Below are 13,423 nucleotides of genomic sequence, written 5' to 3'. Positions count from 1 at the left end.
GTCCGCACGTTGGAGGTCGGGCACACCTCCATCCCAAAGCACATCGGGACGCCGGGGTAGCGCTGGAGGAATTCGCGCTCGGCCCGCTGCGGATCAGGGGTGCCGACCTCGATGCAGGAACCATCGTGACGTACGCCTGACTGCACCACCGGCAACCCCTGCTGCCGCCAGTGGTCCTGCTCCTGCAGGATCCTTTCGTGGGTCGGCTCCAGGTCAGCCGCAGCGTGCCGGGCCGGATGCAGCCTTATCCGTTGCCCCCAGGGCATCGCATCGATTGCTGCTGCGAATCGTGGTGGATCCGTCGCCCACACGTCGACGCGGTCGTCGTGCACGTCAATGGCGAGGCCGGTGTAACGTCGGCGAGTTCGCCTTCGCCCAGGCGCCTGACGTCGGCCGCGACTTCATTCAGCTCGCCCTGATTCGGGAAGGCAGACGCGTGGTCGGTGGCGGATCGGCCGGACGTGGTGCCCGCGTCGACGCCCGGTGGGCTCGTGTCGGCGCAACCGCCCAGGAGGATCAGCACGAGCAATGACCCAGCGATCTTGGAGTTCGGCGCCATGGGTCCTCCAGATCTGCAGTTGCCCCCACAATGCCAGCGGCGCCCTCATCTGCCGCTGCTCGTGCGCGGCCTTTGGCCGAGCCCTGCAGTTCACCACCTGGGGATTCGTCCATGCGCTAGCTGCCCTGCATGCCAACGGATGCGACGTGGGTCATCAGGGAAGACGCTGTCCCAGTCGTGGTCCAGGCACGTCCATGCCAGCGGCTGTCCGCTCTCTTCGACGAGCGGCGTGGAGACGTCAACGATCGCGACATACGACAGCCCGAGGGTCGGGGACCAGCCTCGGCTATAAGAGCGAACGGCAACGGCTGCGGGCGTAGACAGCAACTCCGCGCGGAGTCCGGTTTCTTCGAATAGCTCACGGCTGGCTGCTTCCCGAGGCGTCTCGCCGGGCTCGACCTTCCCGCCGGGTGGGACCCAGGCCCGCCAGGGATGGTTCAGGAGCAGCACCTGAGCCAGATCCTCGTCGAAGACCCATACCTCGGCCCCAAGCGGGGACACGAGCGCCTCTTTGGCCCGGTCCAGCCACTGGCATGCGTTGTCGAACTCCCGAACGGCCCGGCGCGCGTCCACTTCCGCAGCCGCGCAAGATCGCATCAGCAGCTCTTCACTCATCAGCCGAACCTACGGCGAGGCTGTGACACCGAAGGTTCCTCGCCTTGTCATGGCGGCTGCCCGCACAACGGCCAGCAACGTCCGCACATGCCGCGAGGTGCTCGTCACCGACGGTGACGTCGGCCCGCATTGGCGTCCGGTCGTAGCCGATGAGCGGGCGTTCCGCTCACAGGGTCGTTGTCGAGGCGGGAGTGGAGGTGCATGTCGTGCCAGCCGTCGGCATGGCGGCCTTCGCCGCGTTTCGTTCCCTCCGCTGCGAAGCCGGCGTACTGCGCGACCCGGCAGGACGCCACGTTCGCCGTCGAATGGGACAGCTCGACGCGGTGCAGCCGCAGGGTGGCGAAGGACCATTCAGTTACCGCGGACAACGCCCGGGAGGCGACGCGACGACCCCGAGCGTCAGGCAGCACCCAGTAGGACACCTCGGCCAAGCCCTCGGCAAGGTCCACTCGGCGCAGGCTGACCTGCCCTACGACGCACCCCGCATCGAGCACGGCCCACCCGGCACCGGTCTCGCTACGCCACCTACCAGGCTAGGCAGCAATCCAGTCGCCAGCCTCGTCGTCGGTCATCGAGCGGCAGTGCCAGCGTTGGATGGCCGGGTCGGCGTAGGCGGCCACGACAGCGTGGCGATCCGACGGCTGCCAGGGGCGAAGCAGCAGGTCGTTTGTGTCAATATCAGGCTGCGTCAGCGCCGCCATTGAACCGCGCGGCAGTGCGGGTGTGGCAAGTGACGGAACGCGTCGACTCTATGGCAAATCACCGCCCGCTCATGCCGCCGACCGGGCGTCGCGTTGCGTAACGAACGTGCCTAACGCTCGGCGCGCGGTCCTGCCGAGACCAGGGCACGTCGGCCTGCCGAGCGGTCGTCACTGTCCGTACTACTGGTCAGGCGCTTCTTCGGTGGTGACGTCCGGGCTGGTGTTAAGGCCGGTGGCGATCTGATCCTGCAGCGGGTAGGCGTTCTCGATCGGCAGTTGAGCTGCTGCCGCCTGTGTGTCGCCGCGGCGTAGCAGGTCCCGGACTCGGTGAACGGTGGGAGTAATGTCCGTGAGGGCAACCAGCCAGTCGTCAACGTACCGGTCGACAGCCTCGCCGGACAGTCCAACCTGCAGCGACCGGTGCGGCAACGCCTGAAGATGCAGTGACCGCTCTGGATCCCACTGCACTCGGACTGGGCTGGTCTTCAGCTGTCGCGACCAGGTCGCCTTGTCGCCGTGCAGGTCTCGGTCGTAGTGACTCAGACATGCTCGCGCGAGAGCCCACTCAAATCCCTCCCGCGTGATGTCGATGGACAGCACGCGCTCCTGCCCTGGCTTGGTGGCCCAGCCGCAGCGGTACATCATCCACAGGAAAGACGGCTTGATCCACGTCATCCGGTCCCGTTTGAAGGGGGCCACGAAACGGCCGGCGGTCACCGCCGGCAGCGCGATCTGCGGAGGGTACGCCTGGTACACGGTGATGGTGCTGGCCGAGTAGCCGGCGCGGATCTGACGGGCGGGAACGGACACGCGCAGATCCTCACCGATCGGGACCCGAACGCTCCACCGAGATTCCGCATCCACGCCACCACCAGGCCGAGATGAACCTACGGCGGCATCCGCATCTGCCGCCGACAGCGCGCGGCCTGCTGATCGGCCTGTCAGTATCCGTAGCCGCCGATCGCGGCGCTGCCGAACCTTGCGTGGAGCATCCGCGTCCTCGCAGCCCCGGCCACGATCCGCCGGGGACGCCTGGGATGATCTCGATGACCATTCCCGAAACCCGACCCGACGGTGCCCCCACCGACGGAGCCCGGGTCGAAGAGGCCCTGCGGCTGCTCTGCGGCGCGCCGGTCGGAGTCGATGTCGCCGTCAAGCGGCTCAGCCGTGGCAGCGGTGTCTACGCCTGGTGGGCTGGTCCTTCGATCTTTCCCGACCTTCCCGGGCCACCGAATGAGAGCATCCCGTCGCTACGGCTGCTGTATCTCGGCCGGGCAACCAGCCTGCGGGGCCGGATCCTGCGCAACCATCTGAGGCGTTCGGGCAGCTCGACTCTGCGCCGTACCTTGGCCGGGCTTCTGGTGTCCGAGGGATACCGGACGACCTGGACCGATCGTGTCGTCCTGGTCCCTGAGGACGAGTCGCGGCTGACCGCGTGGATGTCCGCGCACCTGCGTTTGACGTGGGCGGAGGACGCGGAGCCGGCGACCATCGAGGCCGAACTTGTCCGGCGCTTGCACCCGCCGCTCAACGTACACGGCGTCGACCCCGAGCACCTCCAGGCGGCCGTGGTCGCCGCCAAAAACTCATACAACGCCAGTAGCCGCCCGGACGAGCCCTCGCGAACGCCGTAACCGTCTGCTCGACACACGTGCCGGTGCGCGCTTATGGCCGAGCGGGCGCGCGAGGCGGTTCGTGCACTGCCAACCAGGGGCTCACGTTTCCCCAGGTCAGGGACTATCGGTGGACCATACGTGGCAGAATCCACCCGCCACCCGCCACTGGTGGATCATGACGGTTAGCGCGGTGACCGCCTGCTGCCGGGCCTCCGTCGACAGGGGCGCCGTCTTTGGTTGCCGCACCACCACTGGTGGCGTACGGCGCTTCGCTGCCGACATGCCCGGGACAACGAGGAACCCGCTGCCGAGCAACGCGGCCGTTCAGTCAACCGCGACGACCGCCTGCCTCCGTCAGCTTTCTCGGCGGTGATGGCGCCTAACGCGAGTGACTGGCGGCTACTTCGTTGATGTCCGGCGTCTCCAGGACCCGACGAGGTGCTCCGCTGCGGGCGGTTTCGATCATGGCTTGGCCGAGTTGCAGGCTCGTGGTGACGTAACGTGGCGCGAGTCGGCGTAGTACGGGATACAGCGGTGTCACAATCCGGTACAGCACGGCGTACCACCTGGTTTTCGCCTGGCTGCCGGGCAGGGGCAGGATGAACGCGGGGCGGTACATGTAGGCCCGTGGTGTCAGCGCCAGCAGGGTGTTCTCGACCTCGCCTTTGACGCGGGACCACATCATGCGGGTCTTGCCGGTGCCGTCGGTGCCGGCTCCGGAGACGTAGCAGAAGGTCAGGTTGGGGTTGGCGGCCAGCAGCGCCCGCGCGGCGGCGAGGGTGAGGTCGTAGGTGACCGCCCGGTACGCGGCCTCGGTCATGCCCACGGAGGAGACCCCGAGGCAGAAGAACGCGGCGTCGTACCCGGCCAGCTGATCTTGGGGCTGGAACCGCTGCGGTACTCAGACGAGGCGCTGGATGCGTACCTTGGGTTGCTCATTTCTGAGGTGGCCCTGCTTGTGCTGGCGGACCTGTTCGTCCCAGACGTCCTGGTCGTAGTCAAGGTCCGGCGGGATCCACTTGTGGGAGCCGTCGCTGTAGTGGTACTTCTCGTCGCCGGGCCGCAGGATACTCACCGCAGCCAGCCGAGGAAGCGTTTGTGCAGCACCCCTGCCGGCACCCAGGTCAGGTCTTCGGAGGCGCGCACCAGCTGGGCACCCAGGTAGAGAGCCAGGGATATCGGAGCGCCGTCGAACTCCGCGCGTAGCTCTCGTTGCCGTGCGCGGCAGGGCCAGGGCATGTCGCAGCCGCCGCAGCTCCAGATCGGCAGCACCGGGCCGTGCGTGGTCATGCGCGGCCCCCGAGCAGCGCCGCCGTCACGGACCGCCCCTGCCAGCTGGTCGCCCAGTCCACCTGCCAGCACGGGTACGGCGTCAGCCGCGACCACCACGCCTGACAACCGGTACACAGGCCGTCCGTCCCCGGCAGATGCACGACCAGGATCCGCTCCGCCTCGTTGCTCATTGCTCCTCCTGGGCGGGCCAGTGCTTCCGGTTGATTGGGATGCGGTGTCGGCTACGACAGGGCAGGTCTGCCCCGCAGCGGCAGATCCAGCTCCACTTCCGCCACGACCATGCCGGGCGGTGTCGCCGGGCCATGGTCATCGCGACGGCGATCAGGTACTGGTCGTAGGACACTCGTCACCACGGTGGTGTTCTGTCCCGCATCACTGCCTCCTTCCGCCGGGCAGCGCTCCATGACCGACCCCCGAACCACGGGATCGGCTCTGGAACGTTCGGTAACTGCGACGCTACGATCACGGCGACGACGGTTCGACTCACCCGTAGTACGAGTGAGCAGCCCAGATGCCCGGCGGCAGCGTTGGTTTCACGGCGGGAACGTCGACCACCGGTCAACGTAGAGGGATGACGGATGGCAGGTCGCGGACGATCAGCACTACAGCGCGGTGAGGTGACCGGCTACCTGCTGAAGCTGATCCGGGAGTCCATCCCGCTGACGCAGGAGCAGCTCGCCGTCGACGTGGGCGTCGACCGCGTGACCGTGCAGAGCTGGGAATCCGGGCGCCGGCCGTTCACGGCGGTGCCGCTCGGGCAAGCGATCGCCGTCCGGCACCGGCTCAGCCGGCTCGGCGCGAACACCATCCTGCTCGCCGCACTCGACGACGCCGCCGAGGCGGATCTCATCCTCGCCGCAGTCCTCGGCGAACAGGTGGACCGCTGCGACATCGCCGAGCAGCCGCTCGGCTGGTACGTACTCACCCACCGTCTGGCCGATCTGATCCTCTGGGCCGTCCTCGGGCAGACACCGACCTTCGCCAGAGGGCTACCCGTCGCCCATCCCCGGCGGGGTCCGGTCGCGTCCGGACCGACCCTGCCCGTCGACGAACAGCACACCTTCTTCGCCCACCTTCACGTGCTCGCCGAACGCGCGGCCACCGGACGCGATCCGAACGTGCTGCTGCACCGGCAAGCCTGCTTCCTCGCCGGCATGGACCCGACCAGGGCGGCGGCAGGATGGCTCACCCAGACCACCGTCCGCGCCCGCCGGGCGACCAGTTTCCGCACCTGGTCACCGCTGTGGCCGGATGCCCGCTCCGTCGTCACGTCCCTCGCCAACCAGGGCGACCCGGAACCTTTGCGGGACTTCATCGCCCACGCGCACCCGGACGACGCCTGCGAACGAGCAGCCCTCAACTACTCGGCCTACTGGGTGGGCGAGATCCCGTACCGCCACCGCGACGATTCCTTTATGCCCGGAACGCTCGCCGACTGGCATGGCTCGATCCTTCTTCGGCACCTGGTCCAGCGCCTCGACCCAGCGCATCCCTTCGTCGACCTCAACATCCACAACGTCTGGGCTCTGCTGGCGGCACGACGCGGCCTCGCTCTCGACAACCCCGCCGCGACTCGGTCACTCCTCGACCACAGTGTCCCTCTCCTGGATAGTGACCGGATCTCCGCGCAGTCGCGGCAGGAACTAACCTCAATCGTCTACAGCCTGCGGGCGGACGGACTCACCGGCACAGGGACGGGCAGATGACCGACGACCACGACGCCGCCGGAGCAGTGAGCTTCATCTTCGAAGCCGGCGTCCTCAAACGCGCCGCCCGCACCGGCTGGTCGTTCGCCGGCGTCAAGCACCCCGAGTCCATCGCCGACCACTCATTCCGCACGGCGCTCATCGGAATGATGCTCGCCGCCATGGAGGGCGCCGACCCGGCCCGGGTGTCGATGCTGTGCATCCTGCACGACACCCAAGAAACCCGGATCACCGACATCCCACACATCGCCAAGCGCTACCTCACCGCCGTACCCAACACCACCATCACCGCCGACCAAGTCGCCGCCTGCCCACCAGCCGTCGCCGACGTCATCACCGCCGCAGTTGCCGAATACGAAGCCGCCGAGACGCTCGAAGCCGTCGTCGCCCGCGATGCCGACAAGCTGGAATGCCTCGTCCAAGCCGTCGAATACCGCCACCAGGGCATCGACAACGTCCAACGCTGGATCGACAGCTCACGAGCCGCGCTCAAGACCGCCAGCGCCCACCGCCTCGCCGACGCCGCCCTCAGCGGACAACCCCTCGCCTGGCTCACCCCTCCCCCGCTCTCGGAGTAAAGGACATCCGTAGATCTACCACCGAAGGCTCAAGGCCCTCACCGCGTTGACCCCTCGCTCATCTGAGCTCTGCGCGTTCCGTCCGGGCGCGTCCGCGTGCGTCTCTGACGTCGGGCGTTGATCCGTAGCCCTCCATACCCGGCCCTCCGCGTCTGGCCCGGCCTCGGCGGCGTGGACGAGGTGGAGCTGAGGTGGAGGGGCCAGCGTCGCCGGGGCGTCGGCGCGCACCGCCCGCAACTCCACCTCACGCCTCGGGCAGGGCCAGGACAGGCCACAGTCAGCACCGAGCAGACATAGATTATCTTGCATGTTTCGCTCGGCCTCGTGTATGAAGACTTAGGACTCGTTAAGGTTCTGGTTCCTGGGGAGGAGCGACGATGAAACATGCCCTGCGACGCCTGCGAACGGTGGTGGTCACGCTCGGCGCCTGCACACTTGGGCTGAGCCTGCTGTCAGCGCCCGCCGAGGCGTACTCGGTTCAACCTCTCGCGCCGCACTCGGCCCGGGCACCCGAGTCGGATCAGTTCGCGGCCGAGGGCGTGACGACAGTCGGCGAGTTGCGCACCGTCGACGGCTCGTTGTCGTACGCCCGCAACGGCCGGACCCAGATCATTCGTCACCCCGGCGCCACGTACGTCAAGGTGCACTTCAGCGCGCTGCGACTGGCCGCCGACGAGTACGTCACCGTGTCGAGCCCCGACGGCCGGGAGAGCTACCGGTACGACCGCCACCTGAACCGGGCGACCGGCTCGGACTACACCACCGACGGGCGGCCGGGCTTCTGGGCGATGTCGGTGGAGGGCGACGCGGCAGTGGTGACGCTGCACAGCAGCCGCTCCTCCCGTGGCAGCGTCGCGACCATCGACCGATTCTGGCGTGGCTACGACCGCACGGAGATCACGGAGTACAACTTCTCCACGCAGTCCGTCTGTAGCACCGACGCCCGCCGCGACGTGGTCTGCTACCAGAGCAGCCACCCCACCGAGTACGCCCGCGGCAACGCGGTGGCGCGGCTACTGATCAGCGGCGGCGGCATGTGTACCACCTGGCGGGTCGGCAACACCAACCGGATGCTCACCAACAAGCACTGTTTCTCGACGCAGGCCGCGGTCAGTGGCAGCGAGATGCAGTTCAACTACCAGTGCGCCACCTGCGGCGGCGCGAACCCCGGCCCCGGCACCAAGGTGAGCGGTGCCACGCTCTACCGGGTGAGCAGTGGTGGCTCCAACCAACTGGACTACACCCTGTACTCGGTGAACAACTTCGCCGCCATCCAGGGGTTCGGCACGCTCTACCTGGCGACGACCGCCACCACCACCGGCACCCAGATGTACATCCCCGGGCACGGCGACGGCAGCCCCAAGCGCTTGTCGATCTTTGAAGACTCCCAGAACGGCGCGAGATGCACCGTACGGAACGCGAACTACAACACCTGGAACATCAGCTACAGCTGTGACACCTCCGGCGGCAACTCGGGCTCGCCGGTGCTGAACAGCAGCCATCGGGTGATCGCCCTGCACCACCTCGGCGGCTGCCCGTCCAACCAGGGCGCGAAGGCGCACCTCATCTACAACGAGATCGCCAGCCTGATCGACAACGGCTGACGCCGACGGCCCGTGCGGGGACGTGCTTCGCGTCCCCACACGGCCGATGAGTGTCGCGTGACCTGGGACGGCGAGCTAGCGTCGGGCGGTGCGTACCCCTTCCGGACCAGCCACCCTGACCACGGCCGAGCGCGCGATCGATGCCCGGTTCCGTGCGATTCTGGCGCGTTTCCCCCAGCGCGGACCGGCCGGCTGGCTGACCGAGTTCGCGGTCTTCGGGCTCAAACAGGCCTGGGCGTGCGTGTTCGGCGGGGCGATGCTGGCGATCATCCTCGCCGCGCATCTCTGGTACCCGGCGGACGCCGCGCTGACCCGCAACGACTTCCTGACGCTCGCCGCGGTCGCCATCCAGATCGCGATGGTGGCCGGACGCCTGGAAAGCCTGCGCGAACTGCGGGTAGTGATCCTGTTCCACCTCGTCGGCACGGCGATGGAGTTGTTCAAGACCCATATCGGCTCGTGGTCCTACCCGGGCGACGGCGTACTGCGGCTCGGTGCGGTGCCGCTCTTCACCGGCTTCATGTACGCCGCGGTCGGCTCCTACCTGGTCCGGGTCAACCGGCTGTTCGACCTGCGTTTCTCCCGCTATCCGAAGCGCTGGGCGACGGCTGCCGTGGCCGTGGCGATCTATGTCAACTTCTTCACCAACCACTACGTCTGGGACGTCCGATGGCTGCTCATCGGCGTCGTCGCGCTCGTGTTCGGGCGCTGCGTCATGCAGTTCCGCGTATTCCGGCTCCGCTTGCGGATGCCACTCCTGCTGGCTTTTCTCCTGGTCGCCTTCTTCATCTGGCTGGCGGAGAACATCGCCACCTGGTCGAATGCCTGGCTCTACCCCAGCCAGTTGGACGGTTGGCACCCGGTTTCGCTGTCGAAACTCGCGTCGTGGTTCCTCCTGATGATCATCTCTGTCGTGATGGTCACCTGGATCTCACCGCCGCAGCCGCCGACGGCCGATGGTCCCCGGGAGAACTTCTCACCATCCGGTTCGGGCGACCGCCGCGCCGACGCCGAAGGGGCCGCCGGAACATGTCCGACGGCCCCTGGCGCTCGAAATCAGTGAACGACGACCGGCGTCCTCGGCTGGTCGCCGGGCTGATCCCCGGGCTGGTCGTCCAGCAGGTGCGAGCGCTCACGCCGGCGGGGCAGGAACGCGGCCGGGATGAGCGTCAGCAGCACCAGCGCGAACGCCACCCAGAAGGTCGTGGCGAACGCGTTGGCGGCGAAGTCGAGCCCACGTTCGATGAACGACGGGTCGACCGGGAACTGTTGGAGCAGTTCCGGCCGCTGCTGCGCGGCGATGGCCAGCCCGGCCTCGCTGAGCGGCTTGCCGCTCGGATCGGTCACGCCGGGGATCGGCTGGGACGTGTTCAGCTCCTTGGTGAGGATCACCGACATCACCGCGGCGCCGACGGAGCCGCCGATCTGCTGAAGGATGTTCACCAGCGTGGAGCCGCGGGCCACCTCGTGGCCGGTCAGCGTCTTCAACGCCGAGGTCATGATCGGCATCATCGTGCCGCCCATGCCCAGACCCATCACGAACAGCGAGCCGCAGAGCAGTACGTACGAGGTGTTCGCGTCGACCTGGGTGAAGGTGAAGAACCCGGCGATGATCAGCAGCAGCGCGAACGGCACCGTTCGGCCGACCGGCACCTTGTCGGCCAGCATGCCGGCGATCGGCATGGTGAGCATCGCGCCGAGGCCCTGGGGCGCGATCAGCAGGCCCGCGGCCAACGTCGACTCGCCGCGCACCTGCAGGAAGTAGCTCGGGAAGAGCAGGCCGGCACCCATGAAGGCGATGATGAAGACGAACATCGTCACCGCCGCGATGGTCAGCCGGCGGTTGCGGAACAGCCGCAGGTCAAGCAGCGGGTGCCTCGGCCGGAAGGAGTAGAGGACGAACGCCACCACCAGCGCGGCGCCGATCAGCATGGGCACCCACACCCCGGAGTCGGCGAAGGTGCCGGCCTCGGGCAGCGAGGAGACGCCGTACAGGAACAGGGCGAGCCCCGGCGAGAGCATCAGCATGCCGACGAAGTCGAACGACTCCGAAGGCTCGGGGTTGTCCTTCGGCAACGCGAGCTGCGCGTAGATGAGCGCGATGACGCCGATCGGCAGGTTGATCAGGAAGATCCAGTGCCAGCTCGCCACGTCGATCAGCCAGCCGCCGAGGATCGGGCCGCCGATCGGGCCAAGCAGCATCGGGATGCCGAGGACGGCCATCAACCGGCCGATCCGGTGCGGCCCGGCCGCCCGCGTCATGATCGTCATGCCGAGCGGCATGAGCATGCCGCCACCGAGGCCCTGCAACACGCGGTACGCGATCAGCTGCCCGATGGTGTCGGCGGTGGCGCACAGGCCGGACCCGATCGTGAACAGCGCCAGGGCGATCATGTAGAGGCGCTTGGTGCCGAACCGGTCGGCCGCCCACCCGCTGAGCGGGATGACCGTAGCCAGCGCGAGCGTGTACGCGGTCATCGTCCACGCCACACGGGCGTAGGACGCGCCGAACTCGCTCTGGAAGGTCGGCAGCGCGACGCTGACAACCGTCACGTCGAGGATCGACATGATCGCGCCGAGCACGACGACGCCCGCCACCTTGAGAACCGCGGCGTCGAGCTTGTCCGATGTCGCGACAGGCTGCGGTGTCGCGACAGGTTGCTGTGTCACGAAATCTCCTGAATTGGAATTGGCCCAGTTAACGGTGAGCGGTGATGGCGGCACCGTGCCCGCCCAGGCAGGCGTGGCGGTGGAGGGTGAAGCCCGCAGCGCACATTAGCCGCCGCAACCGACATTCCGCCCCTGGATTAGCGGCCAGCAGATGGACCCGCCGCGTGTTCCTCGTCACTGGCTTGCCCGCGACCCAGCAGGTCAGCCATCTCGTCACGGCGACGCAGCGCGGCCCGCCACCCCACGACCTCGGCGGTGATCCGCTCGCCGTTGCCGGCGGTCGCCTCCACCGTCCATGGTCGGCGGAGCAGCACCCGGCCCAGGACCGCGAGGACCAGCAGCACGGCCACGACGACGAGGTCGATGAGGATCAGCAGCAACGGGAGCAACACCCACCAGAACAGGGCCGCGGCGGCGATGACCGCGATGAAGACGACCACGAGGACGAAGACCGCGTCGCCCAGGTCGAAACCGCCTCCCCCGCCTCCGCTCGAACCCGACGTTGCCGCGTCACCCATCTGCACCGCCCCGTCGACGGCGTCGCCGGAGCCGCTGTCCCGCTTCCGCTTCCGGCGCCAGCCGCCGAAACGTCGGGCCAGCGCTCGCCAGCGCGGCTCCCACGCCACGCGTACGGTCCACCGCGTGCCATCAGGGGCGGCCACCGACACACTTCTCACGGCGACAAGCTATCCGCCCACCGCAAGGCCCGGCGTCCGGGCGAAACAGGCGCCGCGCCGGCCGCGGGGATGCGCGGCCGGCGCGTTCGGGTCCCGCCTATCGAGGAGGTCGTCGGGTCCCGCTCATTGCCTCGGTCAGGAGTTCGGGTCCACGGGGACGGCCCAGACGTCGGCGATTGACGGGTCGTAGCCCTCGCCGGTGTCCAGGAACCGCACCCGTACCTTGCCGTCCGCCGTCAGGTCCGGCCGGTCCACGACGAACTGGTACGTCACCGTCCCCGCGCCGCCGGCGGTCCGCCGGAACGCCCGGGCGTGCACCACCACCCCGTCGACCAGGACGTCGTAGTCCTTCAACTGCGCCTGGTCGTAGGTCTCGACCACGCGCAGGATGAACGGCTTGCCGGCCTCGACGGCCAGGTCGAACTCGAACCAGCCGCCGGGGTAGGTGACGTTGGTGTAGCGGCGGGTGAGGCCGGCCTCCGTGCTGGTGCCCGAGTGGGTCGACGCGGCGAGGTTGTGCGCTCGTTCGGAGGTCAGATCGCCGAGGTCGATGTGGTCATGGGCGACCGCCGGAGGGTTGGGGATGCGTACCGGCAGCCCGAGGGTCCGGCTTTCGGCGGCCGTGGTCCCGCTGGCCACGGTGATGGAGGCCGGCCCCTCGGTCACCGACAGGGGCGCGATCACCCTGGTCTCCAGCGTGGTCTCGGCACCGGCAGCGAGTTGGTAGTCCGCCGTGCCCGGCTCGACCCGCCAGCCCTCCGGACCGGTGGTGGTGAGCCGGCCGGTGACCGGCGCCGTCGCCCGGTTGCGCAGCACGGTGCGTACCGTCGCGGTGGCGCCGGGTGTGACCTCGGCGGGCTGCGCGGCGGCCGAAACGATCTCCACCGCCGGGGCGACGCCCAGCGGGCCGGCGACCGGCAGGGTCGCGCTGCCCGCCTGGTAGCGGTAGCTCACCTCGCCGCTCAGGTTGGCGGTGGTCGGCGACTGGCCGGCCGGGATCCGCACCCGGTAGCCGTGGCGTACGGTCGCGCCGGGCGCGACGCTGGTGTCCTGGCCGGCGACCGGGGTCACCGTCCAGCCCTCCGGCGCACGCAGTGTCGAGGTCAGGCCGTTCAGCTTGCTGCCGCCGGTGTTCTCGACGGTGACCGTGGCCGGCACCACGTCGCCGGGCAGCCACTCCCCGACCGGCAGGTCGAGCCGGGCCACCACGCCGATCAGGGCCGACGAGGCGGCGGACAGTCGCTGGTCGACCTGGGTGAGCGGCGTGGCGAGGCGGCCGGCGATGCCGGCCGGCACCCGGCCCTGCACCCGGCGGTGGCCGCTAGCGGCGAGTCCGGCGCGTTGGTGACCGCGAGGGTGAGCGCGCCGGAGTCCCGGGCGACCCGGAGCACCTCGGCCAGGTCG

At 68.7% G+C, this 13,423-nt stretch carries 14 protein-coding genes and 2 pseudogenes; 5 read left to right on the top strand and 11 right to left on the bottom strand.

Annotated features, from left to right (window positions below):
* The 4 genes and pseudogenes from AB0M52_RS19750 to AB0M52_RS19735 all read right to left on the bottom strand — a co-directional run.
* Window positions 1–332: pseudogene (locus tag AB0M52_RS19750) on the bottom strand (hypothetical protein); the annotation flags it as partial.
* Between the two features lie 317 nt (window positions 333–649).
* Window positions 650–1,174 (bottom strand): NUDIX domain-containing protein, encoded by a 525-nt coding sequence (locus AB0M52_RS19745; protein ID WP_363955488.1) that lies wholly within the window; start codon window positions 1,172–1,174, stop codon window positions 650–652.
* 104 nt (window positions 1,175–1,278) lie between these two features.
* Window positions 1,279–1,875 (bottom strand): annotated as a pseudogene (locus tag AB0M52_RS19740) (GNAT family N-acetyltransferase).
* Between the two features lie 180 nt (window positions 1,876–2,055).
* Window positions 2,056–2,685, bottom strand: coding sequence for a DUF4291 domain-containing protein (locus tag AB0M52_RS19735; protein ID WP_363955485.1), 630 nt, complete (start codon window positions 2,683–2,685; stop codon window positions 2,056–2,058).
* 71 nt (window positions 2,686–2,756) lie between these two features.
* Between AB0M52_RS19735 and AB0M52_RS19730 the strand changes: the two genes are divergently transcribed.
* The gene (locus AB0M52_RS19730) at window positions 2,757–3,509 is read left to right on the top strand and encodes a GIY-YIG nuclease family protein (RefSeq protein WP_363955482.1); all 753 of its coding nucleotides are present in this window, start codon (window positions 2,757–2,759) and stop codon (window positions 3,507–3,509) included.
* Between the two features lie 361 nt (window positions 3,510–3,870).
* Here AB0M52_RS19730 and AB0M52_RS19725 read toward each other — a convergent pair whose 3' ends face one another.
* The 4 genes from AB0M52_RS19725 to AB0M52_RS19710 form a co-directional block, all read right to left on the bottom strand.
* The gene (locus AB0M52_RS19725) at window positions 3,871–4,311 is read right to left on the bottom strand and encodes a hypothetical protein (protein WP_363955480.1); all 441 of its coding nucleotides are present in this window, start codon (window positions 4,309–4,311) and stop codon (window positions 3,871–3,873) included.
* 81 nt (window positions 4,312–4,392) lie between these two features.
* Window positions 4,393–4,566, bottom strand: coding sequence for a hypothetical protein (locus tag AB0M52_RS19720; RefSeq protein ID WP_363955477.1), 174 nt, complete (start codon window positions 4,564–4,566; stop codon window positions 4,393–4,395).
* Window positions 4,563–4,781, bottom strand: a complete 219-nt coding sequence (locus AB0M52_RS19715; protein ID WP_363955474.1) for a hypothetical protein — start codon at window positions 4,779–4,781, stop codon at window positions 4,563–4,565. The genes AB0M52_RS19720 and AB0M52_RS19715 overlap by 4 nt, the downstream gene beginning before the upstream one ends.
* The gene (locus AB0M52_RS19710) at window positions 4,778–4,954 is read right to left on the bottom strand and encodes a hypothetical protein (RefSeq protein ID WP_363955472.1); all 177 of its coding nucleotides are present in this window, start codon (window positions 4,952–4,954) and stop codon (window positions 4,778–4,780) included. Before AB0M52_RS19710 ends, AB0M52_RS19715 begins: the two co-directional genes overlap by 4 nt.
* Window positions 4,955–5,362: 408 nt before the next feature.
* On the opposite strand from AB0M52_RS19710, the gene AB0M52_RS19705 reads away from it, so the two are divergent.
* From AB0M52_RS19705 to AB0M52_RS19690, 4 genes are all read left to right on the top strand, one after another.
* Window positions 5,363–6,490 (top strand): helix-turn-helix transcriptional regulator, encoded by a 1,128-nt coding sequence (locus AB0M52_RS19705; protein WP_363955469.1) that lies wholly within the window; start codon window positions 5,363–5,365, stop codon window positions 6,488–6,490.
* Complete coding sequence (locus tag AB0M52_RS19700; RefSeq protein WP_363955466.1) at window positions 6,487–7,068, top strand: HD domain-containing protein; 582 nt, start codon at window positions 6,487–6,489, stop codon at window positions 7,066–7,068. Before AB0M52_RS19705 ends, AB0M52_RS19700 begins: the two co-directional genes overlap by 4 nt.
* Window positions 7,069–7,445: 377 nt before the next feature.
* The gene (locus AB0M52_RS19695) at window positions 7,446–8,672 is read left to right on the top strand and encodes a trypsin-like peptidase domain-containing protein (RefSeq protein ID WP_363955463.1); all 1,227 of its coding nucleotides are present in this window, start codon (window positions 7,446–7,448) and stop codon (window positions 8,670–8,672) included.
* 88 nt (window positions 8,673–8,760) lie between these two features.
* On the top strand, window positions 8,761–9,735 hold the full coding sequence (locus AB0M52_RS19690) for a DUF817 domain-containing protein (RefSeq protein WP_363955461.1): 975 nt from the start codon (window positions 8,761–8,763) through the stop codon (window positions 9,733–9,735).
* On the opposite strand, the gene AB0M52_RS19685 is transcribed toward AB0M52_RS19690, so the two are convergent.
* The 3 genes from AB0M52_RS19685 to AB0M52_RS19675 all read right to left on the bottom strand — a co-directional run bounded on the left by AB0M52_RS19685 (window position 9,729) and on the right by AB0M52_RS19675 (window position 13,315).
* Window positions 9,729–11,342: a DHA2 family efflux MFS transporter permease subunit gene (locus tag AB0M52_RS19685; protein ID WP_363955459.1), complete on the bottom strand. Its 1,614-nt coding sequence runs from the start codon at window positions 11,340–11,342 to the stop codon at window positions 9,729–9,731. The genes AB0M52_RS19690 and AB0M52_RS19685 overlap by 7 nt on opposite strands.
* A 137-nt stretch (window positions 11,343–11,479) precedes the next feature.
* Complete coding sequence (locus tag AB0M52_RS19680) at window positions 11,480–12,019, bottom strand: hypothetical protein (RefSeq protein ID WP_363955456.1); 540 nt, start codon at window positions 12,017–12,019, stop codon at window positions 11,480–11,482.
* Window positions 12,020–12,154: 135 nt separating this feature from the next.
* Window positions 12,155–13,315, bottom strand: a complete 1,161-nt coding sequence (locus AB0M52_RS19675; RefSeq protein WP_363955453.1) for an NEW3 domain-containing protein — start codon at window positions 13,313–13,315, stop codon at window positions 12,155–12,157.
* Window positions 13,316–13,423: the final 108 nt, after the last annotated feature.

It is taken from the genome of Micromonospora sp. NPDC051296 (genome assembly GCF_040682255.1).
Lineage (GTDB): Bacteria > Actinomycetota > Actinomycetes > Mycobacteriales > Micromonosporaceae > Micromonospora > Micromonospora craterilacus.
Note: the sequence above shows the minus strand (reverse complement) of the source record. Positions and strands in the feature narration are given on the sequence as shown.